This is a genomic window from Pauljensenia sp. C0170B5, from assembly GCF_056590195.1.
On the sequence record NZ_JBWPVR010000001.1, the window covers coordinates 139,691 to 164,470 of the forward strand.

Consider the following 24,780-nt stretch of genomic DNA (forward strand, 5'->3'; position numbering starts at 1 on the left):
GTCATGATCCTGCGGGCGCGGGGTCAGGGAGGTGGCGGGAAGCGAAAATCAGTCGCACGACCGATAGGAATCATCCGCCAGACGGATGCGGATCGGCTCGGGTGGCACGTAGCGTAAGCACCATGCTGGAAGTTCGAAATCTTAACCGGTCATTTTCCGGCCACCAGGTCCTCCACGATCTGTCCATGACTGTTGCCGATGGGCGCATGACGGGTTTCGTTGGCGGAAACGGCGCCGGGAAAACAACGACGATGCGTATCATCATGGGCGTCCTGGAAGCTGACTCGGGTGAAGTCCTGATCGATTCACACACGACGAGCACCGCTCAGCGCGCGCAATTCGGATACATGCCAGAAGAACGCGGCCTGTACGCGAAAATGCCGCTGCGCGAACAACTCATCTACCTCGCGCGTCTGCACGGCGTGTCCGCGCACGACGCATCCACGTCCACTGATGAGCTGCTTGATGAACTCGGCTTATCGGAACGCGCTGCGGAACCGGTGGAAAACCTGTCGCTTGGCAATCAACAGCGCGCCCAGGTCGCGGCGGCGATTGTGCACCACCCGACAGCGCTGATCCTCGATGAACCCTTTTCCGGTCTGGATCCTTTCGCGGTGGATGTGGTGCTCGGCGTCCTGCAACGCATATCGGACACAGGTATTCCGGTGCTTTTCTCTTCTCACCAGCTCGACGTGGTCGAGCGCCTATGTGAGGACCTCGTCATCATCAGCGACGGTCACATCGTGGCCGCGGGAGAGAGGGAAGAGCTGCGCGAACAGTACTCGGACCGCTCGTTCGAAATCGAAGTCAGCGGTGACTGCGGGTGGATTCGTGACATGCCCGGAATCGAAGTCAGCGCCCTGGAAGGCGGATTTGCACGCTTTTCAGCACCCGACGAGCAGGCAGAACAACGCGTCGTCGAGCAGGCTCTGCACCGTCGCGACGTAGCGGGTCAGCTCTTGCACTTCGGCCCCATCGTCCCCTCACTGGCACAAATCTTCAAAGAGGTCATCGAATGAACTGGTTCCAGCAAGTCGTGCTGATTACCGCACGCGAGGCAAAAACACGATTCACGTCCAAAGCTTTCATCGTCATGGTGTCGATCGTGGGTCTTGGCGTCCTTGCGGGCACCATCATCCCCGGGCTGCTCGGCGGCGATGATGAGGTGCCTTCGGTCGCCACTGTCGGACCCTCCGTTACGCAGATGGCCACGAGCGTGGGGCTAGATGCCACCGAAGTTGCTGACAGGTCCGGCGGTGAAGAACTCCTGCGCGACGGCAGCGTCGAAGCCGTCATTGACGAGGGAGACTCACCCGTTGGCCTGACAGTGGTGGCACTGGAAAAAGAACCGGCCAACGTGATCAATGTATTGGCGGCCTACCCAAAGGTTGAACTTCTGGATCCACCACAAGTGGACAGCATGATGGCGTTCATGATCTCGCTCATCTTTGCGGCCCTGTTCATGCTCAGTGCGGTCACATTCTGCAGTTACGTGGCGCAAGGCGTCGTGGAGGAAAAGTCGAGCCGCATTGTGGAGATTCTGCTGGCCACGACGGGTGCGCGCGCACTGATGTGCGGCAAGATCGCAGGTAACACGATCGTGGCGTTCACTTGTATCGGTGTGGCTGCAATTCTGGCGACGACGGGTCTGCTGGTGACGGGGCAGGATTTGCTGCTCGGTGAGCTGGGATCGGCTCTGATCTGGTTCGTGATTCTGTTCCTGTTGGGCTTCATCGTGTTGGCTGCGCTCTATGCCGGTGCTGCTTCACTGGTGTCACGCCAGGAAGACGTCGCAGGAGTGACCGGGCCACTCATGATGCTCATCATGATTCCGTACGTTCTGGTCATCCTCTACTTTGACAACACCACGGTCATGGCCGTCATGAGCTATGTGCCATTCAGTGCTCCGATTGCGATGCCGGCACGCCTGTACATGGGAACGGCACAGTGGTGGGAACCGTTCATCAGCACGGCGATCCTGATCGTCACCACGGTGGTGTTGGTGTGGTTGAGCTCGATCGTGTACGAGCGTGCGGTGATGCGCATCGGCAAGCGCGTTGCACTCAAGGACGCGATCAAAACGGTGTGAGCAGCGGGAACTGTGCGCGCAGCACGCTCTTTGCCACAGTCCGTCATATTACGAGCCGCAAAACGGCACTATGATGTGGATCCGTACCTGACATGTGACGGACGGGAACTGGGTTTATGGACATCGTGGTGCTCTGCTCAAGCCGATTTGGACATACACGCCGCATCTGTGGGCGCGTCGCTGACATCCTGCGCCAGGACGGGAACGATGCTCGCGTCCTGGACATCACGGGACGCGAACGCATCGAGCCTGCACCGGGTCGGGCAGTCATCGTCGGAGCCTCCACCAGGTACGGTTATTTTTCCCCACGAGTGTGGCGCTTTGCCCGCACCAACGCTGCAGCACTGGCTCACATCCCCAGTGCTTTTTTCGGAGTGAACCTCGTGGCCGCGAATGATGGCAAAAACACTCCGGAAACAAACGTGTACATGCGTCGCTTCTTCGAACACACCCCATGGAAACCGGACATGATTGACGTATTTGCCGGTGACCTCGATTTTTCGCTCTACAACCCGTTCGATGCCGCGGTAATCAAGATGATCCGCCGTTTCATGGGACGCGACATTGACTTCACCCAGCGTGTCGAATTCACCAACTGGGATGACGTGGCCACATTCGCCCACGACTTTTCCGCACTGGCCGCTCACGGGAAGTAAACTATCGCTGATCCGGTTGCTGGATCGCACGATATCCCCATGAATACCCCGGATCTGCCGGTGCTGCGCGGCCACTGAAAGTTCGATGTGTATGCGTGGAGAATCACGGTGCGACAACCTGCTCGATGGTGGACAATGGTGCATTGAGCGGCATGCTGACTATGCAGCCCTCATCAATCCCTTCACACAGTAGTTCAGCTCGATTTTTGCGGAGAACACGTGAGCGCGCAGAATGTGACCCCTGCACCCGAGACTTCCGAATGCGCCGCCGATGCGTCACACTCTTCCAGCTCGCCGGCAGATGAGTGGCCATCACACGGTGTGAAGGTCTACCGCTCCCTGCTGAGCATTCCGCGCACCCCTCGTTTCGCATTCGGCGGCACAATCGCACAGTTCCCGTTTCCCCTGGTCGGAATGGGCATGCTCATCGGCGTTCAGCACGCCTACGGTTCTTATGGTCTGGCGGGTGCTCTGTCAGCGGTCGTGGCGCTCACCTCGGCCGTTGCCGGCCCGATCATTGGCCGTCTGGTTGACAACCACGGCCAGCGCCGCGTTTCCATTCCCATCATCACGATCTGGGTTCTGGCCGACATCGCCGTCATGGTGGCCCTGGCGCTGCGCGCCCCGATCTGGGTGCTCTTTGCTCTCAGCCCCCTGCTCGGCCTATATGCACCGTTCGGCTCCATGCTGCGAGCACGGTGGGCTGTTGCGCTGCGTGAGCGGCCACAAGGCCTCAACTCTGCTTTGTCTTTGACTTCCACGCTTGAAGAGTGCATGTGGGTGATCGGCAATCCGCTGGCAGCATTTCTTGCCACCTCCATTTCACCGCTCGTGTCCCTGGCATTAGCTGCGGTCCTCATGAGCGTGGGCATGTGGATCATGCTGGCAGATTCGACCTACGAACCGGCCCCGCAGTACGCTACCCGCCACCGATCCATCGCGCGCCAGGTCTCGCGAATACTGCGCCGTCATGGCGACGTGCAGGACTCCCTCGTCACTTCACCCACCACGGACGAGGGCGACTTGCCCACCGAAAACCCGCAGCCACAACCGGCGGCGCGCCAGGGCCTGTGGTCGGTTGCGTTCGCATCGATGCTGATCATTCAGCTGGCCTACGGCGCGTTCCTGTCGATCACGACACTGTCGGTCGTGGCGTTCAGTGGCGAGCAGGGCCACCAGGAACTGTCCGGCGTGATCACCGCCTGTTTTTCAGCTGCATCCATGATCGCGGCCCTCACCTACGGTGCGATCGACTGGAAGGGTGAGCTGTGGAAACGTTTCTACATCGGGCTGATTGCGCTGGCCGTGGGCTGTTCGATGCTGGTATTCGTGCACTCCATGTGGGGTGCCGCGATCGTCATGTTCATCGCCGGACTGGCGCAGGCACCGACCGTGGTGAACGTGAATCAAATGATTGTGCGTATGGTGCCGTCCTACCGATTTACCGAAGGCATGGCGCTGTGCGGAACAATGTGGGTGGTCGGCCAGTCTGCCAGTTCACTGATCGGTGGTCACCTGATCGATGCGTTCGGCGCCATCGGAGGATTCCTGACGACGGTCGGCTGCGCCCTGGCAGCACTGATCTGCGCATTCGCGACATTTTTGCCGATTAAGCGCGCCGTAAGCGGGGAGACGCCCGCGAACTACTTCTAAGAACGAGCTGCTGACAGGATTTGTGATTTGCCTGCTGACTAGCTTTGAGATCTGCCTGTTGACAGATTCTGGGAGCCGCTCAGCTGACGGGTTCTGAGGACTACCTCTGGACGAGGCCCTGATCGTTCATGACCTGCATGGCGGGGGCAGTTTCCGATGGGCTCGTGCCGTACTTCGAGATGATTTGGTTGCTGAACGAGTCGACGCGGCTGTTCAGGTTTCGCATGTCGTAGTACCGGGTGACGAGGGCGTCGTAGTCATCCAGTGCCGCGCGTGCCTGATCGGAGTCCAGGTCAGGGTATGCGTCAACGCCAACTGTCAGCTCGCGCGGGAGCCGCGGCTTGAACTGGGGTTCCTGGGCCGGGTGGCCAACCAGGACTCCGACAACGGGGTAGGTGTGTGCGGGTAGTTTGAGCAGATCGGTTGTTTCCTGCGGCTTCGCGCCGATGGAGCCAAGGTAGACGGCGCCGAGCCCGAGGGATTCAGCGGCGATCACGTAGTTCTGCGCGGCGATCAGGGTGTCGCGACCGGCCTGCTGATAGGCGTTGATCGTTGATGCCGGGTCGGTGGGCTGGCCTGCGCGCTCGCGGATCACGGCGTTGCGGTGCAGGTCCGCGACGAAGATGACCAGTTCGCCTTTCGTGCCTCCAATGTAGGGTTGGCCCGCGTTGCGGGCCAGCGCGTTGCGCGTGTCCTCGTTCGTGACACGGATGATCGTCATCTGCTGGTAGAAGCTGGAGGTGGGCGAGCGGCGTGCCACGTCGATCAGCGTGTCCATGATGTCCTTACCGACCGGCTCGTCTGTGAATGCGCGGATCGTGCGGTGCGCAAGCTGAGTGCGGATCGTCTCGTTGGTGACCGGAGTGGTCGGAGCAGTGAGCAGTGGATCGTCATCAGATACGGGTGGTTTCACTGGCTGGGTCGGATGGGTGGGCTGGGCTGACTGGTCTGAATGGGATGGCTGGTCGGACACGGTGCCTCCTTCGCTGTGCGGCATGCAGCTCGTTGATGTCTGCCCATCATTGTCCGACCCGCCCGGCCAAATCACAACACCTGTCCACGCGGGGGTGAGTCAAGTTCGCGTCGAATGCTGAGCAGGTCGGATATCGCTTGAAGCCGCTGTGTCTGATCGGTTGCCAGCGGGACTGCACACTGTGTGCGTTTCCCTTTTGGCCCGGTGTACTGCGAATACTCAACGAAAATCAGCGGGGTCGTGCGCGGTAGAACTGAATCGGACGCTGCGTTGGAATCGGCGGTCCGCACATCGGCGGTTCCTGTTCCAGCGTCAGGTCGAGTAACTTTCCGGCGCGCATGACTGTGCCAGTCGAGTGTGGGAATTTGCTCGAGACAATCGACGGATCCGCGTCCCAGATAGAAAGGAAAGGCCGGCGGGAAGGCTTTCCTCCCCAGATAACTGGTGAATGACGGGGATGACAGGGCTGATTCCAGTTCGTCGAGGCGCGCGTCGCATACAATCCGGACGATGAATTCCCCATCAGCCAGGTAGGTTCTGTTAACGACTGACGTTCCGTTTTGCTGGTCAGGCGTGAAAACCAAACTATGGTCCGATACTTTGTCACCATGTGACAGAAGCAGCCGCGTCCTGAATTTCGTAGATTCTGTGCGCGGATTGATGGTGTGGTAGTCGTCAACTACGCGCGGCCGCCGGTCCTGGCGCACGGTGAACTCAACATCGTCAAGCCACTCGGGCCAGTCGTCACGCGGCGCCCCCAGTGCTCCCGCTACCAAACCCTTCAATCCCGTCCGGGTGGGAAACCGCTCAGTATGGACGATATTTCCAGCTATTGCCGGTCCAGCCCACGACTGCAGCACTCCCGCCAGGCGCAGATAAATGCCGTCAATCACGCATAGATCCAATCGACGACGCGCTCAATAAGGTCGTGAAGGTTCACTCGGTCAGCACCTGGGAACTCTGATTCCGGACACTTCGCGGTGCCCGATAGCAATTGCAGGTCGCCAAAGTTTCCGGCATCAAATTCGCGAGCTCGCTGGTACTGGTCGCTCAGGGCAGTGATGCTGGGTGCCTCGAAACCTCCGCCTTCGTTCGGCTCGACGGGTGTTTCAAATTCGTATGAGGTTCGGCAGCGCTGCTCTTCCGCCAGAATGAGGACAGGCATGGTATAGGGGGCAGTGGAATTCTCTTTGCCGCGCGGAGCGCCATAGACCATTGCCCGAAGCAGCTCGCGCACATTATCGCGGGATTCGGGATCGTCGAAAGCGCTCCAGCTGCGCTTGAGCTGTTCTTTATCAATGGTCACCGTGCGGTAGAAAGTGCCGTTGACGTAACGCTGCACACCCAGATAGGTGGCACCGGTTTTGTGATCGCGAACCTTCAGGTCATCAACAGTTGTGAAGTAGTCGCTCTCAATGGGCGTGGCATGCGTGGTCACTCCCGGTGACACCGCGATTGCGGCTTCAGTGTTTTTGTTCGGCTTTTTCGCAAACATTCGCCCGAAGGCTGCTATCGCCAGGGAACCCGTCGTGTCGTCTTGGATGAATTCACCGCCCTTTTCGTCCAGAACTCTCTGGGTTGCTACGTTTATCTCTTCTCTGCTCATCCACACTGAGCGGTCGGAACCGTTGGCGCTCTTGCCTTTGTTTGAAGTCAGCTTGCTGACTAATTCATTGGCTCGTTCCTTCAAAGCCTCTAGATCAGATTCTGGCCTGATCGCGTACGCAAGTCGCACAATTTCGTCGGTCAGTTGCCCCGAGCGAACCGATGTATCAAGACTCGCTTCTTCATATCGTGCGCGGATCCCTCGCTTGATGCTCTGTGAGGAGTGGAGTGCTCGCAATTGGCCTCCAACGATCACCCGTTTGGGCGTTCCGGCATCATCTCTGTTGAGATTCGAATACGGCACGTTTGTCAGAAAGTGCAAGGTCAGGTTCTTTGCCATGGAAGTCATTCTCCTTTGTCTGAGTCCTCTGAATGGTCGGCTGCGTCGATGATCTGATCAGTCCGGGGAACGAAATTGGAATAGTAGTCACGCAGAGGTGACATCCGCATTGCTCGTGATTGCGCGCTCGCGCCTTTACCCCAGTGGAGGAGGAGGCGATAAAGATCGAGGTAGTCGAGGGCGGGAACTGCGTCCACTGATTCCGCGATCTGAAGGATGCGGCGGATGGTCTTCACTGCCTCCTCGAAGTCCTGCGTATGCAGATAGGCAAGGCGCTCTGCGATCGCATCGTGTGTGGGTGAAGAACTGGCGAGTGTCTCGGCTGTGCTCGCGGAACTCACCTCCGAGGTTTCACGAGAACTGCGCGACTTCTTTTTCGCCCACGACACCTGTTGGCACCAGCGTCCAAACGGTTTACGCCTTAACTCCTTCGTTCTTTCAAATGAGGGTACATCCGTGAATTCAGCGGCGATCGCAGCCATGCGAAGAAGCACGCGATATTCATGCTCCCGAGTTCCTGCTGGCAGCGCGGGGTACACGTACGGAATTGCGTAGTACTCGGTGGTGTCGTCCGCTCCGCGTCTGAGTTCCGCCCGCTGCTTGCGGAAACCGGAATCGTTTCGTCGCCGGAGAATTTCCTGCAAAAGCTGTCTACCCGGAAGACTTTCAGTTGTCATTGCTCACCATCCTGAGAAAATGCGACTTTGCCATCCTTTTTAGCGTCTTTCAGTCGCCTGTTGATGTCCCGTTGCAGGTCGGCGCGGAGCTCGTAAATCTGTTGTGCATCTGTTGCCAGATAAGGTTCAGTGATCTCATCGAAGGTTTCCAACGATGCGGCGCGAAGATCCGTCAAGAGATCGCCTGGGTAAGACTCATGGGCGCGAAGACTTTGAATGAATCCCTCATACACGGCGGAAATCCTGCGCCAGAATTCGCTGGATACGTCGTTATAGCGTCCTGCTAACAGTGGACGGGCCCGTTGGGTGCGTGATTTGCCTCCCTGCGTTTTGGCCTCGCCTCGAGGAAAGGCCGCCGTTACATATCGGTGCAGATCTGTGACAACCACTGCCATTGCGACAATTGCATCCTGTTCGTCCTCTGGCAGATCGAAGCCCCATTGATCGCGGCGTGGCTGAAAGATTTCGGATGCTCGCACGACTGGTGATGGGGACGTTCCCTCCACTAGGTGTCTGAGGAAAACCGGTTCGGGAAAGTCCACGTTTTCGAATCGAGGTGGGAAGAGATTGCCAGCAGATCTGTCTAGGAGCTTTTCAGACTTGTTGAGGGAATACCATTCCACTGACAGATCCGTGGGGTCGCGACCAATGTCCAAGCGTTGCGCCTTAAGCACGCCTTTTGAATCTTCGAGGTAGAAGTAGAAGGGATCCTGCGTATTGCGGTGGTTCCGCCATTCTATAAGAGGTGTATCGATAAATTCGAGTATTTTCTTGCCACGCTTGTTCTTTTCAATCTTTTTGAGAGGAAACGGTAGCCACTCTTCTGGGACTCCGCATACCCTCACCTGAACCAGATCGGTACCTTTCCAGTATCCGATCGCTGTGTTGGAGCTCCATGTGGCAGACCAGAGGGAACAAAAGTCACCATTAGATGCTCGAGATTTTTCACAGGTTCGGTCCGCAAAGGCGGGAAGGCCACCCTCGTTAACCCAGCGTGCGGGGAGGGAACTAAGAAGGGTCTTAAGAAAAGACCCATTGGGGTACCGCCAGTAGAATTCTGTGGCAGTGAGGCTTCGGCCAGGAAAACGGAAGCCAGGAGTTGCTGAACGTGGCTTTTCGACGTAGGAAATAGGCTGCGACGTGGGGGATGTGCGAAAATCAATGGTCACACTGAGGTTTGAGGCCGGAGAGAAGTAGTGATAAGTAGTGAGTTTGAGTAGAGCTTCTGGCAGGGCAAGCGTGGTTGGGTAGGCAACTCTGCGATTCCAGAAATCTTCACTTTGACTCGGAGGCATTGCAGGTGACAGCTTCTTGACAGCGTCTGGTTTAGTTGTCGAATACCTGTCCCCTATTTTCTTTTCTTCTCGAGGAAGTGGGGGGCGCTGCATGAAAGGTTGCTCGGTGTCGAAGACGTTGGATCCATCCTTAAGCTGTTCCACCATGAAGTCTGCAGCGTCACGGGAGAGGCCATTGTTGATCAGGTCTTTCACGATGCCTCTGCCGGGTCGCACATCAGCAGAATCGTGGCGAATCGCGACCGCGAGGATTGAGGTAAGGAATCTGATCTGTGCGGAGACCTCGAAAGCTGGGCGATCAAGGCGGAGAGCCACGTCTGGTGTGTGGCATTCAAGCAGGAAATCCTTGGGCGTCATAAGGCCGACAGTGGTATCGATCCACGCAACGTCCTCGATCGCGTTGAGCTCCAATGCTCCTGTCCTATCTACTGAAGTAAATGAACTAGTGCGGCCATTATACTAGTGGACACGAACAAAGAGTTGTGCAGCTCACTTCAGCGTCGCCCGTGCTGCAGCTGCCGCTCAGGCATTGATCGCCCGACCTGAGGCTTCGCAACGCGGCGTTCTTTGGCTATCGTCGAAGTTGGGCGGACAACAGAAGTCCGACCCCTATGAAAGGCAAAGACATGGGATCCATCTACCTCGTCAAATACCCGATGATGGTTGCTCTGCAGCAAGTTCCAGATGCGCAGGGTTCAGTGTCGGGGAAAATGGATGATCCTCTTTTTCGTCATCGTGCGGTGATGGCACTTTTCGAAGATTCTGATTCCGCGAACCCTCGGGCGCAGTGGAATGTGCTATTCCGTGTCGAGCATCTGCCTGGTCAGCCGCCATTCTTCCTCATCCAGTCGAGCGTGGCTCCGGTCAACCTTCCTGAGGGCGCGGAGATGATCTCTCGGGAGCTGCCGCTGGTCCCAGAGGGAACACCGGTGGCTTTCCGCATCGCGATCAATGCTGTGCGCCGGCAGAACAGAGATTCCGGCTCTGATCCTAGGAGCAACGGTGGCATCAAGCCCGTCCCCTTCGACGGCGACGAGCAGGCGCCGGAGTCGATCAGCAGGATGACGCCGTGGCTTCAAGGCAAGCTTGCCGGCGGCCTTTCTGATCTTGAAATCATCAACCATCGGAGGGAAGTGCTGGGAACTTCGCGCCAGGGCAGGAAAACCTCGCAACGAGTTGTGCAGGTGGATAAGGTCGATGGCGCAGCTATTGTTGCCGACTCTGCGCAGTTGAACAAGCTCATTCTTAACGGTGTTGGCAGGGCTAAGTCCTACGGATGCGGGCTGCTGTCAGTACGCCAGTTATGAGCATGCCTCGATACGAGGAGTCTGAGTGCGGAAAGAAGTGCGGATGAACGAGCACCTTGAACTGTGGTCGAAGGATGACGGCGTGGGCACTCCCTATCCGCTCTTGGCGCATCTCCTGGACTCTGCGACCGTCGCGGAGGTGCTTTTTGATCTCTGGCTCCGTGATGGTTTGCGAGATCTTCTTCAGCAAGAACTCGGAGAGCATGCCCGCCGAATTGTTCAGTTCGTCGTAGGTTCTCACGACATCGGCAAGGCGTCACCGATTTTTCAGATGCAGTACCGCAGAGATGACGACCACTGGCGACGAATACGGGAAGTCATCGACGGGTCCGGCTTCTATGGACAGATACCGGTTGGGTCACCCTTGCGCGATTTCGATAATAAATTTGCTCGCAGACACGAGCAGTGGTCTGCCTACTGCGTCGCTGGGGGTTTTCTGTCATCGAGCGACGAGGCGCGGGACAGGTGGCATGCCCTCGCGGCGCTTGGACATCATGGCTACTTTTCGTTGGGGGAGCACAACCGGATTTTTGCAGCTAAGCGGAAGACTGCAAGCAAAGAACTTGAAGAGTACGGATGGCTCCAGGCTCAGCGGGATCTCGTGGCGTGCGTTGCTGCGGCCTGCGATGTTGACGTCAGTGAAATGCCCGATGAAGTGAGCCCGACGGTTACGCTCCTGCTTTCCGGTCTGACGATCCTTGCGGATCGAATTGCTTCAGGGGTGCCGTTTGTGGAAGCCGGGGGTCAGATCCTCACCCGGACCCCTGACGCGTTGAAGAATCCGGCTCAGTGGATCGTCCAGCGGCGAAAAGATGCTGCGAAACGGGTGCGCGATACGGTCGGAATATACAGCTCGTGGGGGAGCGAAGAAGAGGCACAACGCTCGATCCTGGGTGAACACGACCCTCGGCCCATCCAGGAGGAAGCTTTGTCGGTAGGTGACGGGCTGTGGTCGTTAATGGCGCAAACCGGTGGAGGAAAAACCGAAGCGGCCCTTTTGCGCCACTCGACTCGAAATGAACGTCTCATCTTTCTTCTTCCAACTCAGGCAACCTCAAACGCAATCATGCGGCGAGTTCAAAGAGCGTACTCGACGACCTCAAACGTTGCGGCACTGGCGCACGAGTTGGCATCGGTGGAGGATTTCTACGTCAATCCTGTTTCGGTTGATACGCACGAGGACAGCACATCGTCTCAACCCAGCGGACTGTATCCCTCATCATTCGTCAAGAGCGGCGCAGCCAGGCTCCTCGCGCCTGTAGCTGTGGGGACCGTGGACCAGGCATTGATGGCAAGTCTGCCGGCAAAGTGGATTCACCTCAGATTGCTGGCACTTGCTAACGCGCACGTCGTGATTGACGAGGTGCACACTCTTGACCAGTACCAGACGAAACTTCTTGAAGGAATTCTGCCCTGGCTTTCTGCCACCCGAACGCGGGTGACATTCCTGACTGCAACAATGCCGAGCTGGCAACGCGAAGCTCTGATGACGGCGTATAGATCTCGTGATCTCCAATTGAGTGACACACACTTTCCGGCTTCAGAGACGTTGAACGAGGCTGGGCTGAATACAGTGCCAATGTCCGCGGCCAGCAGGACTATTCGAGTGGAACTGGCTGACGAGCCGTATGAAAGGCTCGTGGACTCTCATGTGTCATGGTGTCGGCAGCAGTGTCTCGATTTCCCTCGTTCGCGTATCGGAATTGTGTGCAATACTGTCGCTCGAGCGCAGGAGCTGGGCAGAAAACTGGAGGCCGACGGACGCATTTTGGTCCTTCACTCTCGAATGACAGCTGAGCACCGCAGGCGAGTTGCGAGTGCCTTGGAGGACACCCTCGGGCCGAATGGTCGTGGCGATCAGATTGTCCTAATCGGGACACAGGCGATCGAAGCGTCACTGGATATTGACCTCGACCTTCTGAGGACCGAGCTTTGCCCGCCGGCTTCAGTCATTCAACGAGCCGGACGCCAGTGGAGACGTTCCGATCCTGAGCGCTCTCAGCGAGTGCCGAAAATGGTATGTCAATCCCTGTCGGTCGTTGCAATTTCATCCGCTCAGCCGTGGCAGTGCTTGCCATACTTACCCGCCGAGCTGCGCAGAACGAGGGAGTGGCTCATGAGTCATGAGAAAATCCAGATGCCTGCCGATGCGCAAGCGTTCGTTGACGTGGCGACTATCTCCTTCGATGATGCTGTCGATTCGAATGATATTGAGGAATTGGCGGTGTGGGCGACGAGGGCGCGGGCAGGCATCGACAGAAGGGCAAGGCTATCTGATGCTCTTCTTCCCGACGCCTACGTTGAAGATTTCAGTCAGCTCACCCAGGATCTGACGGTGGAAGAAAGGCAGACGCGATTCCTGGATGGGAGCGAGACGTTTCGCGTCATCCTCGGCGGCGATCCTGATCGAATTCCCGGAGCGTTCGAAGGCGATGCGAAGGATCTATTGGCGGTGAGAGCATTTGATCAAGATGGGCTACGCGTAGCATTAAGAGCTTCTCTTCCGTTGAGCGGAAGACAGTTCGAAGCCTTATCTAAACGAGGGCCGGTTTCGCTTGGGGAGGCGCATTCACTGCTGCGTAGCTACTATTTCGTGCCTGATGCGGAAGATCTTTACGACCCGCTCGTCGGGTTTGTGGATGAGGACTAGGTCAGTGAGTCAGCGATGGGGTACTCCGAGGAAGCTATAGCATTCAGTGTTATTCCGGCAGGTGAGCAGGTCCGTTTCGAGGATCGAGTTTCTTTCCTGTACGTCGATCAGTGTCTGGTTCGGCAGGACCGTACCGGTGTTGTTGCGTTAAGGAGGAGCGAGGGCGACACCGCTGAAGAAGATGAGCAAGTGCTTCTGTCGCGAATTCAGATTCCGGTCGCGGGACTGGCGGTGCTGTGTTTAGGGCCTGGTACGAGTATTTCCAGCGCCGCCTTGACGTCGTGTACCAGATCCGGTTGCACTGTGATTTTCAGTGGTGCGAATGGTGTGAATGCGTATTCGCATGCGACACCGCTGACCTCATCTGCACGCTGGGCGATTGCTCAGACTCGCCTGATTGCCTCGGAGGATTTTCAAAAGCAGGCTGCGGTTCAACTCTATAAGCGCCAATTTGGTCTGGAGGATATGCCCGGATCCAATATTGAAGCCATGCGAGGGATGGAGGGCCGCCTCATGCGAAATGCGTATCGGAACGAGGCGAAGAAGGCGAGAATACGTGGTTTTAGGCGAGATACACACGCGAAGGATCCGGTCAACGTAGGCCTCAACATCGCTAACTCAATCATGTATGGGCTCGCGGCGACGGCTTGTACGACTTTGGGGGTTAATCCAGCGCTTGGAATCATTCATCGAGGCGACATTAGGGCGTTGCTCTATGATCTAGCGGATCTGTATAAGGCAAACACGGTTATTCCATTAGTGTTTTCGCACGCTCATGATGAGGATCCTGTGACCGCGATTCGTAAGGGTCTGCGCGTTGAGATCAGGAGAAAAAGAATCCTGGAGGGAATGCTGGACGCCTTGATGGATGTATTGCGGGTGCATTTGCCGGAACGTGATGATGATCGACTGATCGGGGATGATGAGCAGGTTCCGGGCCATGTGCAGTACGGGCAGGATTCCTGATGTTTGTTGTTGTGAGCGTTCGTGCATCGCAGGAGCATTTTCACGGATATCTAAGCCGCTTCCTGACTGAAGCCGATGTGGGTCTATATGTGGGGAACTTGTCGAAAGCTGTAGTGGAACGTTTGTGGGAACGAATTAGCTCTGTGCCCACTTCAGGCGCTGTTACTATGATTTTCAGTGACCCTTCACGAGAGCAAGGATTCAACGTGGTGTCAGTTGGTGACTCGGCGCGAACCGCTGTGGATATTGATGGGGTAACGGTGATCGCTGGCTTACCCGGCAGGGCCACTCAGAAATTGTACAACTCCCGCTAATATCTGCAGGTCACTTAGACTCTTCCCCGCGCACGCGGGGGTATTTCCACCGCTTATCACGCAGGTGACTGGTACACCAACTCTTCCCCGCGCACGCGGGGGTATTTCCGGTGATCGGTGATGGATCCTGTTCTAGTTCTTCTCTTCCCCGCGCACGCGGGGGTATTTCCGCGATGCCTGCCTACGCGACCAGGCGCAACCCCTCTTCCCCGCGCACGCGGGGGTATTTCCGTGCGCCGAGAATCTTGTGCAGTTTCCAAGCGCTCTTCCCCGCGCACGCGGGGGTATTTCCTGGGAAAAAGCCCCCCACTCCGTCACACCACTCTCTTCCCCGCGCACGCGGGGGTATTTCGAGGACGGTACGTACGCGACCGTCCCGCTTGATCTCTTCCCCGCGCACGCGGGGGTATTTCCTGATCGCACTCATCGTCGCCCTACTCGGTGGGCTCTTCCCCGCGCACGCGGGGGTATTTCCGTGCAATCAATCGCATTCGTGCGCTTGAGGGACTCTTCCCCGCGCACGCGGGGGTATTTCAGAGCCAATCATCACCGGCGCGGCTCTTTTTCGCTCTTCCCCGCGCACGCGGGGGTATTTCCCGGTGTCGCGTCGTTCCCTAATCGGCTTCCTCGCTCTTCCCCGCGCACGCGGGGGTATTTCCGGTATCCGTTGGGGTGTGCAGCGTGAGCTGCCCTCTTCCCCGCGCACGCGGGGGTATTTCCGCTTTGGCGTCGATCGTGCCCACGGTGTTTGACTCTTCCCCGCGCACGCGGGGGTATTTCCAATCTCAGCGCAATTGCCCAAGGCTCAGGCGACTCTTCCCCGCGCACGCGGGGGTATTTCCCGGTTGTGGCAAGGTCGGTGGTGTCGCGTTTGACTCTTCCCCGCGCACGCGGGGGTATTTCCAGCAAACAGTGCCGGTAAGACGGTCAGCGGCCCTCTTCCCCGCGCACGCGGGGGTATTTCTGGTGTCCATAGGGGTTTGCCTTTCGGTGTCTGCTCTTCCCCGCGCACGCGGGGGTATTTCCATTCCGGTCTCGGTGACGAGATCCTCGAGGTCCTCTTCCCCGCGCACGCGGGGGTATTTCCATGTTCATGCATACATACGATCTGCCCGGCGACTCTTCCCCGCGCACGCGGGGGTATTTCCATGACGCCGGCATTCTACCGCCCGGCCCTTGACTCTTCCCCGCGCACGCGGGGGTATTTCCAACAAAGCGCAAAACTAGCAAAGCCATTAGCGCTCTTCCCCGCGCACGCGGGGGTATTTCCGCAGGTCTGTCACCGCGCGTGCTGCCACCAGACTCTTCCCCGCGCACGCGGGGGTATTTCCGGCTTTTTGGTAACGAGATGGCGCATGGTGATCTCTTCCCCGCGCACGCGGGGGTATTTCCGCGGTAGTAGCGTTGCATACCGCGCACAAACTCTCTTCCCCGCGCACGCGGGGGTATTTCCGTGCGGTGTCTCCCATGACTGTTCGCATCCTCCTCTTCCCCGCGCACGCGGGGGTATTTCCAGATGTCGATCTTTAATTGATTCGAGCTCATTCTCTTCCCCGCGCACGCGGGGGTATTTCCGGTGTCATGGCGCGGCCGCAAATACTCAAGCGCTCTTCCCCGCGCACGCGGGGGTATTTCCGACGCCACGGCAACCACTTTTCCGCATGATCTCTCTTCCCCGCGCACGCGGGGGTATTTCCATGGACGGCATCACGCCAGTCCGTGTCGCGCGCTCTTCCCCGCGCACGCGGGGGTATTTCCGGTAAGCCAGAGGCCGGAATTATTCGCATCGTCTCTTCCCCGCGCACGCGGGGGTATTTCCTACATGAAGAAGCTAGGCCAAGCGTTCAATAACTCTTCCCCGCGCACGCGGGGGTATTTCCATCGACCGGCGTAGTCCCACCCACCCGCGTCGCTCTTCCCCGCGCACGCGGGGGTATTTCCCTGCAGCAGCGCGGAAATCATCATCCGCATCACTCTTCCCCGCGCACGCGGGGGTATTTCCAAGTCACGCACCTCACTGCGCGTGTCGTTCACCTCTTCCCCGCGCACGCGGGGGTATTTCCGAACTCATGGGCATATAAGCCCAATCAGGTTTCTCTTCCCCGCGCACGCGGGGGTATTTCTGATATTGACCGCGCGCAGTCAAAGTACTCGTTCTCTTCCCCGCGCACGCGGGGGTATTTCCGGCTCTGACCTCGCACAATTCACACCAAACGACTCTTCCCCGCGCACGCGGGGGTATTTCCGGATTTGGAAGAAAAATAGATAGAGCAGGGAGCTCTTCCCCGCGCACGCGGGGGTATTTCCGGCGCTTTAGACCCGCTCAGTGTCGCCCGGCACTCTTCCCCGCGCACGCGGGGGTATTTCCGTGCCGCGCCCGCCTCGCACTGCCAGCCACCGCTCTTCCCCGCGCACGCGGGGGTATTTCCGGATGGAGCGAATAAACAATGTTGTCGTTCGACTCTTCCCCGCGCACGCGGGGGTATTTCCATCATCAGCCCGTCGACCTCGGTCCAGATCACCTCTTCCCCGCGCACGCGGGGGTATTTCCTCATGGTCAGGTCGACGGCGGCTCCCATTGAGCTCTTCCCCGCGCACGCGGGGGTATTTCCATCGATGCGACGCAGCGCGCCTGGATCATCCACTCTTCCCCGCGCACGCGGGGGTATTTCCAGCCAGTCTATTTTCTGCCCCGTATCACGCAGCTCTTCCCCGCGCACGCGGGGGTATTTCCTGGTATCGGGTCATTCATTGGTCAGGCAGCTACTCTTCCCCGCGCACGCGGGGGTATTTCCGCGATCCGCCTCCCGTACAACCCGGAAGTCAGCTCTTCCCCGCGCACGCGGGGGTATTTCCTACCTAGACCTATGCGTCAAGCAAGCCGCCGACTCTTCCCCGCGCACGCGGGGGTATTTCCACGGGCTGGCGGCGTCTGCGCTGCCTGGGCATCTCTTCCCCGCGTACGCGGGGGTACTTCGCACTGGTGCTGCCTCGAACCAATTCCCGAACGCATACCTACTCCCCACAAACGTGTCCGCCCTCGTATGGATCTGACGCAACACAAAGGCGGCCTGTCCGACCCGCCACCCAACACACGTCACACTCAGTTCGTCGATATTCCTGGCGTGCAGCGTTCAATGACGTGGCAGACGAATTCGCCCCAAAGGCTACAGATGCGCCACACCACCGCGGACGTTTCTCAGGTATGCGGTGTTGACGTGGTCATTGCCTAGATCACCGCCGCCGAGTCGGCCTCACCCTCGCAGAAGACGCACTAAGCGTGGAAACTGAATCGACGCACGCCCTCGTACCCAAGACAAAGAGCACATCTAGCGCATCACACAAACCAGTCCCATCACAATCACTATGTTGATCGCTCAAGCAATACTCGACCGAGTCATCCATCGCGTCCTCACCACCAAATCACCACCCACGACCAACCCACTTCCGGAAGCGACCACCGCGTCGAAGCCCGCATCTACAGGGAAGGAGTCAGCGCTAGCAGGCTCCTCGACACCATCGCCAACTACCTCGCCCAACAGGTAGACGATAGAATCGACCGGAAAGTACGCGCTGGAGCCGGCGACACCGGCGACATTGTGAATATGCGACACATGGGCAGGTGCATCGTCGTCAGAACAAAAGGGTACGGCGGCTGCGTCCTACCCGGCCAATGGGGCAACGAAGCGCACACCGAGATGGGTAACGATAATGCGCCCGCGGGGACCGTTGTCGCCAACCGCCGCGCAGTCAACGGCCTAGGTTCCCAGTGGGCACTCACGACGCACAGTGACTTAGCCGTCCTTGACTAGTAGTAAGTCGGATACGGACTTATGAACTTAGGAGTTAGCGAGCTGGGAGACGCGCTGTACGGATATGCCCATGATCGATCCAATGTCACGCATAGACAGGCCCGCCTGTGTCAGGAGTTGGATTGCTTTGCGCGAAGACGCGGACAGTTCCTGTTCTGCTTCTCGTGCAGCTTTTGTGGCGTTCTTGTAGCGGTTGATTGCTTCGAGTGGGAGCCCGCAGGGTTCGATGGTGACGGTGAAGCTTTCTTCGGGCTGGCCGGTCATGAGTGTGGCGGCGTCTTTGATCATGGCTTCGAGCTGGTCGAGGCGGCGCGCTTGGGTTCCGTACTCGCGGTTGTTGATGGTGAAGTCGGCGGACCACCATCCGTCGCAGCGGGTGGCGGTTGCGTTGATGTGTGTCATTTCTGTGCCCTACTGATGATCGCTTTCGCTAGTAGCTCGTTGACTTCTCTGGGGCGTGGGAGTGATTGCCGTCTTCTGTGAGGGTGAGTGTTTCTCCTTTGGCGAGCTTGTCGAGTTGTTTGATGAGGTCTCTCCGCTTCATTACTATATTCTACCCCCATTGACTTATTTAAGTCAATCCCCCTAGAGCATTTAGGTAGGCGACTCATTACGACCACAGCTCACCGCACCTGCCTACGGGTGAAAAACGATTGTAAACCTGCAAGAATTGAAACCAAAATGAAAGGAACGCGACGGTGAGCACGACACGACCAAGCACAGCCAGAAGCATCCACCATTATTGACGGCAACCCCACCGGTTCCCAACCCCGCGACAAGGAAGCGCTGTCAAGAGAAATGGCAGCTGGTCTGAATTGGCGGAAAGAATCTGGATGTTAAGAGTTGGCGAGTTGCGAGACGCGTGCGCGGGACAAGCCCATAATGTAGCTGATATCTGCCAGAGAGTAGTGATCGTCTTTCAGGGCTCGCACTGCTTTTCGGGATGCCGCGGAGGCCGCTCTGGCGGATTCTTCAGCCAGTTTAGATGCTGCGGCAGATTGCTCGACCTGGGCGGCTTGTGCTATTTCAGGGACGATCGTGATGTTCCACGTGGAGTGATCGATGTCTTCTTCCATCGTGTCGAGGTAGTCAATTACTTGCTGGCGGGCTTTGGCAAGAGTGCGCACCTGTGTCCAGATGTCGTTACCGTTCCACAGTTCCCAGCCGCCGCTCCAGCGGCGGGCAGTGATGGTTATCGCGTTCATTTCGTGTTTCTTTTGCTTGCTTCGATTGTTTTGAGTGCTTTGCGGGTGAGGCTTGGAGAGATTTCGCGGGTTTGAATGATGGTAACGCGGAAAGGCCCGTTGGTCCATATTTCGTGGTCGCCTTTGCCTTGGCGTGAAGTGAAGCCTGCCTACTTGAGGAGTGCGGTTAGTTTCCGGTACGGCATTGGCTTCGTCATAGCTAAATGGTAACACCTATTAACAGTAGTGTCAAGAGGTGTGTACACCAAAAGATGGGAGACAGGTTGACGTACAAAGACACAACAAAACGACAGAAAAAAAGGAGCCATCAACGAGCTATCCGACATAGCCGCATGGCTCCCACTGCTCACCGCGCAGTCACTGGCCGTGTGTGGTGTCAGGTCAGCCCGCGTCACGCCAGCCAGGTGCGCCAGGCACAACGGCCTACCCTTCGGGCTCGACCACCGGATCGACCAAACCGACGACGGGTGGCCAGGTATCCGCACACACGTAGGAGCCCTTAAAATCCTCTCCTCCTACGCCACGCTGATTGCCGGTGAGCGCGGCACGCACTCGACAGGCAGTCCGATAGCTGACCTGCAGCGTGACATGCCATGGGCAGCAGAACACTACCCGGATGCGGATGCTGTCCTGGACGAGATCCACCGCATCCACCACCACATCGCCCGCCTGACCGAGCATGCTCCCATGCTCGTCGGCACGTGTGAATGTGGTGGGAGGATCTACCGGTACCCCACCAAGCGCGGGCTCACCGACCAGTCGTGGTGCAACATTTGCGACCGCCTGTATCTCACCCAGGGCGAGGCAGCCTGGACGCGGCTCCTGCATGTTGCCAGCCTAGACGTGTATGTGACGCGGCAGGACCTGAAAACAATATGGCCCACCCTCACAGACAACCGCTTCGACCTATGGGTACACCGGGGGGTCATTGAACCTAGGGCGGGTAAGCCGAAAACCTACCCTCTTGCTGTGGTCAACACGCGCATGAACGCTACCCACTCACACAATCCTGTGATAAAGTGTTAGATGTTTTAAGGGAGTAGTGCGCCTACTTGGCGAGTTGGGATACTCGCCCCGGTGAGATTCCCATGACGCTGGCAACATCGCGGACAGACATTCCAAGATCCCTGAGTGTTGCGACTGTTTTTTTCGATGTGCGTGCGAGGGCTTCTTGTTCTTGGGTGACACGGGTGCTTTTTTCATGGTATTCACGCACAATGGCGGGAACCTGCGGCTTGATAGCAACGTTCTCGACGTTCACATGTTCCATGGTGCAGATATCGCGTATCATTTCTTCGGCGTCTTTTAAGTGGCGTGCTTGAGTGAATCGCACTCCTGCTGGTGTTTCAAATTCGAGTACCCACCATTTGCCGTGAAAGCTGGCGGTTGCGTGGATGTTCATTTGAGTCCTTTCGCTTGTTTGAGGATTTCTTTGGCCAGGTGTTCGTCTATTTCCCTGTGACGGGGGACGTAGGTGACGTGGGGGCCTATTGTGATTTGGGTGTGTCGTCCGCCTTCTGTGGTGGTCATGGGGTTGCCTGTTTGCTGGGCAATGGTTTTGAGTTTCTTGAGTAGGTCTCGCCTTTTCACACATTAAGTATAGCTCACTAAACATTATTTGTCTACTACGCTAAACACTCTAGGTATGCTTATATCACGCACCGGCACATCCAAGTGGAAACGAAGAGTTAATGCTCGAAATGTGTGTATGGGGTGGGCGTGTCGCGGGGTGTTTGGTGTCCGGCCCAGCCTTTTTTGATGTGTAGTGATCCGTTTTGGTAGTTGGTGTCGTAGTCGATGGTGGTGTCGTAGCGGGCTGGTGTGCCGGGGTTGTCGGCACGCGTGGTGAGGGGTTTGTGGGCTGGTGGCTGGTAGTGGCTGGTGAGGTAGCGTACCGGTTGGTGGGGGTGGATTGATTTGTTGTTGAGGAACCATTGGACCGCGGTTCGCATGTGGCCTTGTGACAGGCCTTTATGAGCGGCGAGCAGTTTTCTGATGCCGGCGTTGATCCCGCCTTCGAGACTGCTTGTGGTTCTTGCTATCCCAAGGGTGGCAATGCTGGGGTCAAGATGAGTGAACAGGGACTTGTTGGCCAGTAGCTTCGCTAGGCGCAGGTAGGCGCGTCGAAGCCGGTAGTGGGTGTACCACCAGTGTTGTTGTCCTGGTTGCCAGCTGGTGTTGTAGGTTCGTTCGCGGGTGAGATACCCGTAAGCGTTCCACCAATTGTTGAGTTGGGTGGCCCATGTGGCGGCTTCGTCGAGAGTGTTGATGGCGGCGAGGTTACCTCCGAGGCGCAGTAATGCCTTGCCGGCAGGGGTTTTCGGGTGCCCTGTCAGGTCGGTTTTCGTGTTGAGCCATACGTGGAACAGGCAGCGCTGAACCCCGGTGGCGGGCCAGCATTGCCGGATCGCTTTGAGTGCTCCTGGCCTGCCATCGGTGATGACCACGGTAGGGGCTGAGAACCTGGAAAGAAGCGCCTGCCATGCGGCTACGGATTCACGGTCGCACCATTGCCAGCCAATGACATGTGACCCGTTTGTTGCGATCAGTAAACACCAGTGGTGGGCAAGGTAGATCCCGTCGATGATGATCTGGGGATAGGAGTGGCCCGTTAGCGGTGGCTGGGGCACAGTGATGTGCCAGCACCAGGAGACCTTTCTGGCAAACGTGGTTGTCGGCATTGCCAGCTGTTTGACGCACACTCCTGCCACAAACCATGACACGAAAAGTGATGCCTGGGCTCGCCTGGTGACATCTGGGCGGTTGATAACGCTCGACGCCCCGCACGCTCGGCACCGCCACCTGGTTCTTCCAGCACTGGTTTGACCGTTCTTGACAAGCTTGTGGCCGCATACACCACAACGCGGCCGATTTCTACCACCATGGACCATACATGCTTTCAAAGCATGCACACAGCGCTCAAACCCCTGACACACCGAACAAAAACCAACACCACGTACACACAATCCGGGCATTAACTCGCTTTCTGTCAGCGTGTGATCAGATAAGACGAGGCGCAAGGCAATCTCGTTTCGTCATGTATAAGAGTCTGGAGTCTCTTCCTTTAGAAGATGCACGCAATATAACGAAAACAGCCTTATGGCAATCTGGAGCAGAGCTCGACAAACTTATAATTATCGTTGGAGACGGGGGTGAGTACCTTGAGTGGATCCGTTCCTGAAGCTATTTATCATTGTGTTGAGTATGCGCGAGAGAAAGAACTTGCGCCGGTTTTGCGTGATGTGGCGTGGACGTGTGGTACTTCTGCTTATCCAGGCTATGAGACTGAGATTTGGGTGGATTCTCGTCATGAGCCGCAAGAGATTCTCGCCGGCTTGCGTAGCCTCGGATTGACGGTTGTTACTGACGAGGTAGCCTCCGCTCCGTGGAACTATGATCCAAGTAAGGAAACTTGGGATCAGCATGTTGAACGCAGTCTAAAAGCGATAGGCCGCATTTAACCTTTCAGAATTTTGCCCCGCATTGGTTTGACCGTGCGGGGTTTTGTTATGCCCCCTTGTGGCGCTCCGTAAACAGCCCGGAGACCATTGGCTGGACCAACAAGGCTGACGAGCCATAAACGGGAAGAAAGGAACAGACCATGTCTGATTCAACTGCGCCCAGCGAGGGCAACACCGATCATTCGGGAGAAAACACAGGCGGATTCAAGCCTGTCACCAGTCAGGAAGACTTGGATCGGATCATTGAAAACCGCTTGGTGAGAGAACGCAAAAAATTGGCTGGTTAACTTAGGCTCAGATATTTGTGGCGCGACCGAATGCCTGTCGTTACAACAGAACTTGCAGCGAACCCAGAGCTTGGAACGTGGCTTTCAAAGATCGCATTTCGTCATACATACAAAAGCCATCGCGGTGATGAGCGTGCCAACGTCGCTGAATCTTGGGGAGAGTTCTCGCTCCGTGCGCGGTATCAGTGTTTGCCGAAGGTTGCTACCTTATTGGTTTGTCATCTCGAAGAGTTGTTTCCCGTATGTCGCGTGCTACGGGAGCTGTTGGATGTTCGATGCTGCATGTGATCTGCACAACGGAGGGAGGCAGGTCAAAGTAATTCATCTCTCGTGAGTTTCGGTTGAGGAGGTCGAGCAATTTACGTCCGCTTGACTCCATCGAGGTTCACCACCGGATGATTGATTGCCTCTGAGGCAAAAGTCCGTGGGAGTCTGTCCCAATGTGCGAGTAACAATCTCTTGCGGATCTAGTTTCAGCTCGTGAAAACAAGTGGGGAGAAGCGCGGCAGGTGGTCGAAGCATGGTCCTCCGATCGAGTGTGCCGTCAACGGGTCAAGGTCGATGAGGGGCTTTTGAGTCAACGGGTCAAGGTAAGAGCGCTGAATGCACGTCTCGTGTAGAAGGAAGACCCCGACTTTTTGGCACCATCATGCGGTTCTCACATGATGAGACTCTTAGCGAGGTCTCTCTTACCTCGACCGGTTGATCGCCAGCCCTCCGGCTACCTTGACCGGTTGATCTCTACCTTGACCGGTTGATCGCAAACCATCAGGCTACCTTGAGTGGTTGATCGGGAGCCCTCCGGCTGTCTCGACCAGCGGCTCCAACCTCGACTGCAAGCTTCAGCCTGTGACTACTGTGTGTCTAAAAAAGCCTTCAAGGTGGCCCGAAACCGGGCGTAATTTGCAGTCACACGCGTAGGCACGAGCTACAGCGAAACCCTGTCATGCCAACGAAAAACCCCGCCGTTCCAACGAAACAGCGGGGCAACCGCGGAGACGGCGGGATTTGAACCCGCGAGGGGCGTGAACCCCTACCTCCTTAGCAGGGAGGCGCACTCGACCGGACTATGCGACGTCTCCAGGTACCGCTTGAGTCTACCGGGCTTGCGCCCGTGCCACAAATACGCAGACTCACGATCCGGGCAAACTTCCCGGCGCGGCGGCACGTAGCTGGAAAAAATCCCGAAAACAGTGATCACCGAGGTGAAGCGCCATTTTCGGGAAATCCCGCGGAGGGCAAGGGATTCGAACCCCTGGTGCCATTGCTGACACAACGGTTTTCAAGACCGTCACCTTCGGCCGCTCGGTCAGCCCTCCCAGCCCGCCTAGTGTACCTGTTCGGGCGCGCAGATGAAAATCTGAAACAGCAGTGAAACACGTGACGATGTCAACATCACGGCACCATCAGTGCGCTGGTCACCCTCGTCAATGATGATGACGAACGAGGGTGACCCACCCGCATCACGCGCCACGCACGACAGCCGAAAC

General features: G+C 57.4%; 23 protein-coding genes, 2 tRNA genes and 1 CRISPR repeat array. Of the genes, 12 read left to right on the forward strand and 13 right to left on the reverse strand.

Features of this window, described 5'->3' with window-relative positions; genetic code table 11:
• Positions 1 to 122: 122 nt before the first annotated feature.
• The 4 genes from AC1EJZ_RS00620 to AC1EJZ_RS00635 all read left to right on the forward strand — a co-directional run bounded on the left by AC1EJZ_RS00620 (position 123) and on the right by AC1EJZ_RS00635 (position 4,398).
• A complete protein-coding gene (locus AC1EJZ_RS00620; RefSeq protein WP_070726111.1) occupies positions 123 to 1,019 on the forward strand; it encodes an ABC transporter ATP-binding protein in 897 nt (298 codons plus the stop codon).
• Positions 1,016 to 2,089, forward strand: coding sequence for an ABC transporter permease (locus AC1EJZ_RS00625; RefSeq protein WP_480293763.1), 1,074 nt, complete (start codon positions 1,016 to 1,018; stop codon positions 2,087 to 2,089). The genes AC1EJZ_RS00620 and AC1EJZ_RS00625 overlap by 4 nt, the downstream gene beginning before the upstream one ends.
• Before the next feature lie 128 nt (positions 2,090 to 2,217).
• Entirely contained in the window at positions 2,218 to 2,745 is a 528-nt protein-coding gene (gene hemG, locus AC1EJZ_RS00630) for a menaquinone-dependent protoporphyrinogen IX dehydrogenase (protein WP_157886418.1), read from the forward strand.
• 219 nt (positions 2,746 to 2,964) lie between these two features.
• Positions 2,965 to 4,398, forward strand: a complete 1,434-nt coding sequence (locus AC1EJZ_RS00635; protein ID WP_480293764.1) for an MFS transporter — start codon at positions 2,965 to 2,967, stop codon at positions 4,396 to 4,398.
• A 100-nt stretch (positions 4,399 to 4,498) separates the two neighbouring features.
• Here the strand turns inward: AC1EJZ_RS00635 and AC1EJZ_RS00640 are convergent, their stop codons facing one another.
• The 5 genes from AC1EJZ_RS00640 to AC1EJZ_RS00660 form a co-directional block, all read right to left on the reverse strand.
• Positions 4,499 to 5,371, reverse strand: a complete 873-nt coding sequence (locus tag AC1EJZ_RS00640; protein ID WP_480293765.1) for an NADPH-dependent oxidoreductase — start codon at positions 5,369 to 5,371, stop codon at positions 4,499 to 4,501.
• Between the two features lie 71 nt (positions 5,372 to 5,442).
• Positions 5,443 to 6,264, reverse strand: coding sequence for a type I-E CRISPR-associated protein Cas5/CasD (cas5e, locus tag AC1EJZ_RS00645; RefSeq protein WP_070726117.1), 822 nt, complete (start codon positions 6,262 to 6,264; stop codon positions 5,443 to 5,445).
• Positions 6,261 to 7,325, reverse strand: a complete 1,065-nt coding sequence (gene cas7e, locus AC1EJZ_RS00650) for a type I-E CRISPR-associated protein Cas7/Cse4/CasC (protein WP_227469252.1) — start codon at positions 7,323 to 7,325, stop codon at positions 6,261 to 6,263. Before cas7e ends, cas5e begins: the two co-directional genes overlap by 4 nt.
• Entirely contained in the window at positions 7,322 to 7,993 is a 672-nt protein-coding gene (locus AC1EJZ_RS00655; protein ID WP_070726119.1) for a type I-E CRISPR-associated protein Cse2/CasB, read from the reverse strand. The genes cas7e and AC1EJZ_RS00655 overlap by 4 nt, the downstream gene beginning before the upstream one ends.
• A complete protein-coding gene (locus tag AC1EJZ_RS00660; protein WP_083314415.1) occupies positions 7,990 to 9,699 on the reverse strand; it encodes a type I-E CRISPR-associated protein Cse1/CasA in 1,710 nt (569 codons plus the stop codon). The genes AC1EJZ_RS00655 and AC1EJZ_RS00660 overlap by 4 nt, the downstream gene beginning before the upstream one ends.
• Positions 9,700 to 9,914: 215 nt before the next feature.
• Between AC1EJZ_RS00660 and cas6e the strand changes: the two genes are divergently transcribed.
• From cas6e to AC1EJZ_RS00685, 5 genes are all read left to right on the forward strand, one after another.
• On the forward strand, positions 9,915 to 10,595 hold the full coding sequence (gene cas6e, locus AC1EJZ_RS00665) for a type I-E CRISPR-associated protein Cas6/Cse3/CasE (protein WP_070726208.1): 681 nt from the start codon (positions 9,915 to 9,917) through the stop codon (positions 10,593 to 10,595).
• Positions 10,596 to 10,638: 43 nt separating this feature from the next.
• Positions 10,639 to 13,245 (forward strand): CRISPR-associated helicase/endonuclease Cas3, encoded by a 2,607-nt coding sequence (locus AC1EJZ_RS00670; RefSeq protein ID WP_070726120.1) that lies wholly within the window; start codon positions 10,639 to 10,641, stop codon positions 13,243 to 13,245.
• A 15-nt stretch (positions 13,246 to 13,260) separates the two neighbouring features.
• Positions 13,261 to 14,211 (forward strand): type I-E CRISPR-associated endonuclease Cas1e, encoded by a 951-nt coding sequence (gene cas1e / locus AC1EJZ_RS00675; protein WP_285015489.1) that lies wholly within the window; start codon positions 13,261 to 13,263, stop codon positions 14,209 to 14,211.
• Positions 14,211 to 14,525 (forward strand): type I-E CRISPR-associated endoribonuclease Cas2e, encoded by a 315-nt coding sequence (cas2e, locus tag AC1EJZ_RS00680; RefSeq protein ID WP_070726124.1) that lies wholly within the window; start codon positions 14,211 to 14,213, stop codon positions 14,523 to 14,525. Before cas1e ends, cas2e begins: the two co-directional genes overlap by 1 nt.
• Positions 14,526 to 14,544: 19 nt before the next feature.
• A CRISPR array of direct repeats spans positions 14,545 to 17,503; the repeat unit is 29 nt; unit sequence CTCTTCCCCGCGCACGCGGGGGTATTTCC.
• A 66-nt stretch (positions 17,504 to 17,569) separates the two neighbouring features.
• Entirely contained in the window at positions 17,570 to 17,758 is a 189-nt protein-coding gene (locus AC1EJZ_RS00685; protein WP_070726127.1) for a hypothetical protein, read from the forward strand.
• 144 nt (positions 17,759 to 17,902) lie between these two features.
• Here the strand turns inward: AC1EJZ_RS00685 and AC1EJZ_RS00690 are convergent, their stop codons facing one another.
• The 3 genes from AC1EJZ_RS00690 to AC1EJZ_RS00700 all read right to left on the reverse strand — a co-directional run bounded on the left by AC1EJZ_RS00690 (position 17,903) and on the right by AC1EJZ_RS00700 (position 19,542).
• Positions 17,903 to 18,139 carry a hypothetical protein gene (locus tag AC1EJZ_RS00690; protein WP_480293766.1) on the reverse strand — a complete coding sequence of 79 codons (237 nt, stop codon included), beginning with the start codon at positions 18,137 to 18,139 and terminating at the stop codon, positions 17,903 to 17,905.
• Positions 18,140 to 18,364: 225 nt separating this feature from the next.
• Complete coding sequence (locus AC1EJZ_RS00695) at positions 18,365 to 18,739, reverse strand: sigma-70 family RNA polymerase sigma factor (RefSeq protein WP_070726130.1); 375 nt, start codon at positions 18,737 to 18,739, stop codon at positions 18,365 to 18,367.
• Between the two features lie 434 nt (positions 18,740 to 19,173).
• Positions 19,174 to 19,542, reverse strand: coding sequence for an antitoxin HicB (locus AC1EJZ_RS00700; RefSeq protein ID WP_285016385.1), 369 nt, complete (start codon positions 19,540 to 19,542; stop codon positions 19,174 to 19,176).
• Between the two features lie 366 nt (positions 19,543 to 19,908).
• Here AC1EJZ_RS00700 and AC1EJZ_RS00705 point away from each other — a divergent pair, with 366 nt between their 5' ends.
• Entirely contained in the window at positions 19,909 to 20,568 is a 660-nt protein-coding gene (locus AC1EJZ_RS00705; protein WP_070726135.1) for a hypothetical protein, read from the forward strand.
• 22 nt (positions 20,569 to 20,590) lie between these two features.
• Here AC1EJZ_RS00705 and AC1EJZ_RS00710 read toward each other — a convergent pair whose 3' ends face one another.
• Positions 20,591 to 20,944, reverse strand: coding sequence for a hypothetical protein (locus AC1EJZ_RS00710; protein ID WP_070726137.1), 354 nt, complete (start codon positions 20,942 to 20,944; stop codon positions 20,591 to 20,593).
• A gap of 286 nt (positions 20,945 to 21,230) precedes the next feature.
• Positions 21,231 to 22,517 carry an IS1249 family transposase gene (locus AC1EJZ_RS00715; RefSeq protein WP_480293767.1) on the reverse strand — a complete coding sequence of 429 codons (1,287 nt, stop codon included), beginning with the start codon at positions 22,515 to 22,517 and terminating at the stop codon, positions 21,231 to 21,233.
• Positions 22,518 to 22,694: 177 nt separating this feature from the next.
• On the opposite strand from AC1EJZ_RS00715, the gene AC1EJZ_RS00720 reads away from it, so the two are divergent.
• Together AC1EJZ_RS00720 and AC1EJZ_RS00725 are read left to right on the forward strand one after the other, a co-directional pair.
• Positions 22,695 to 23,003 carry a hypothetical protein gene (locus tag AC1EJZ_RS00720; protein WP_141757250.1) on the forward strand — a complete coding sequence of 103 codons (309 nt, stop codon included), beginning with the start codon at positions 22,695 to 22,697 and terminating at the stop codon, positions 23,001 to 23,003.
• 140 nt (positions 23,004 to 23,143) lie between these two features.
• Positions 23,144 to 23,290: a hypothetical protein gene (locus AC1EJZ_RS00725; protein ID WP_480293768.1), complete on the forward strand. Its 147-nt coding sequence runs from the start codon at positions 23,144 to 23,146 to the stop codon at positions 23,288 to 23,290.
• Positions 23,291 to 24,283: 993 nt separating this feature from the next.
• Here the strand turns inward: AC1EJZ_RS00725 and AC1EJZ_RS00730 are convergent.
• The 3 genes from AC1EJZ_RS00730 to AC1EJZ_RS00740 all read right to left on the reverse strand — a co-directional run bounded on the left by AC1EJZ_RS00730 (position 24,284) and on the right by AC1EJZ_RS00740 (position 24,764).
• Positions 24,284 to 24,372 (reverse strand) — tRNA-Ser (locus tag AC1EJZ_RS00730).
• Between the two features lie 150 nt (positions 24,373 to 24,522).
• Positions 24,523 to 24,609: transfer RNA gene (locus AC1EJZ_RS00735), tRNA-Ser, on the reverse strand.
• 8 nt (positions 24,610 to 24,617) lie between these two features.
• Positions 24,618 to 24,764 (reverse strand): hypothetical protein, encoded by a 147-nt coding sequence (locus AC1EJZ_RS00740; protein WP_480293769.1) that lies wholly within the window; start codon positions 24,762 to 24,764, stop codon positions 24,618 to 24,620.
• Positions 24,765 to 24,780 lie beyond the last annotated feature (16 nt).

Bases quoted from the DNA above. Each gene is read 5' to 3' on its own strand.
- AC1EJZ_RS00620 (WP_070726111.1), top strand. From the start codon at position 123: ATGCTGGAAGTTCGAAATCTTAACCGGTCATTTTCCGGCCACCAGGTC.
- AC1EJZ_RS00625 (WP_480293763.1), top strand. From the start codon at position 1,016: ATGAACTGGTTCCAGCAAGTCGTGCTGATTACCGCACGCGAGGCAAAA.
- cas7e (WP_227469252.1), bottom strand. From the start codon at position 7,325: ATGACTTCCATGGCAAAGAACCTGACCTTGCACTTTCTGACAAACGTG.
- AC1EJZ_RS00655 (WP_070726119.1), bottom strand. From the start codon at position 7,993: ATGACAACTGAAAGTCTTCCGGGTAGACAGCTTTTGCAGGAAATTCTC.
- cas6e (WP_070726208.1), top strand. From the start codon at position 9,915: ATGGGATCCATCTACCTCGTCAAATACCCGATGATGGTTGCTCTGCAG.
- AC1EJZ_RS00670 (WP_070726120.1), top strand. From the start codon at position 10,639: ATGAACGAGCACCTTGAACTGTGGTCGAAGGATGACGGCGTGGGCACT.
- cas1e (WP_285015489.1), top strand. From the start codon at position 13,261: ATGGGGTACTCCGAGGAAGCTATAGCATTCAGTGTTATTCCGGCAGGT.
- cas2e (WP_070726124.1), top strand. From the start codon at position 14,211: ATGTTTGTTGTTGTGAGCGTTCGTGCATCGCAGGAGCATTTTCACGGA.
- AC1EJZ_RS00685 (WP_070726127.1), top strand. From the start codon at position 17,570: ATGGATCTGACGCAACACAAAGGCGGCCTGTCCGACCCGCCACCCAAC.
- AC1EJZ_RS00695 (WP_070726130.1), bottom strand. From the start codon at position 18,739: ATGACACACATCAACGCAACCGCCACCCGCTGCGACGGATGGTGGTCC.
- AC1EJZ_RS00700 (WP_285016385.1), bottom strand. From the start codon at position 19,542: ATGAACGCGATAACCATCACTGCCCGCCGCTGGAGCGGCGGCTGGGAA.
- AC1EJZ_RS00710 (WP_070726137.1), bottom strand. From the start codon at position 20,944: ATGAACATCCACGCAACCGCCAGCTTTCACGGCAAATGGTGGGTACTC.
- AC1EJZ_RS00715 (WP_480293767.1), bottom strand. From the start codon at position 22,517: ATGCCCGGATTGTGTGTACGTGGTGTTGGTTTTTGTTCGGTGTGTCAG.
- AC1EJZ_RS00725 (WP_480293768.1), top strand. From the start codon at position 23,144: ATGTCTGATTCAACTGCGCCCAGCGAGGGCAACACCGATCATTCGGGA.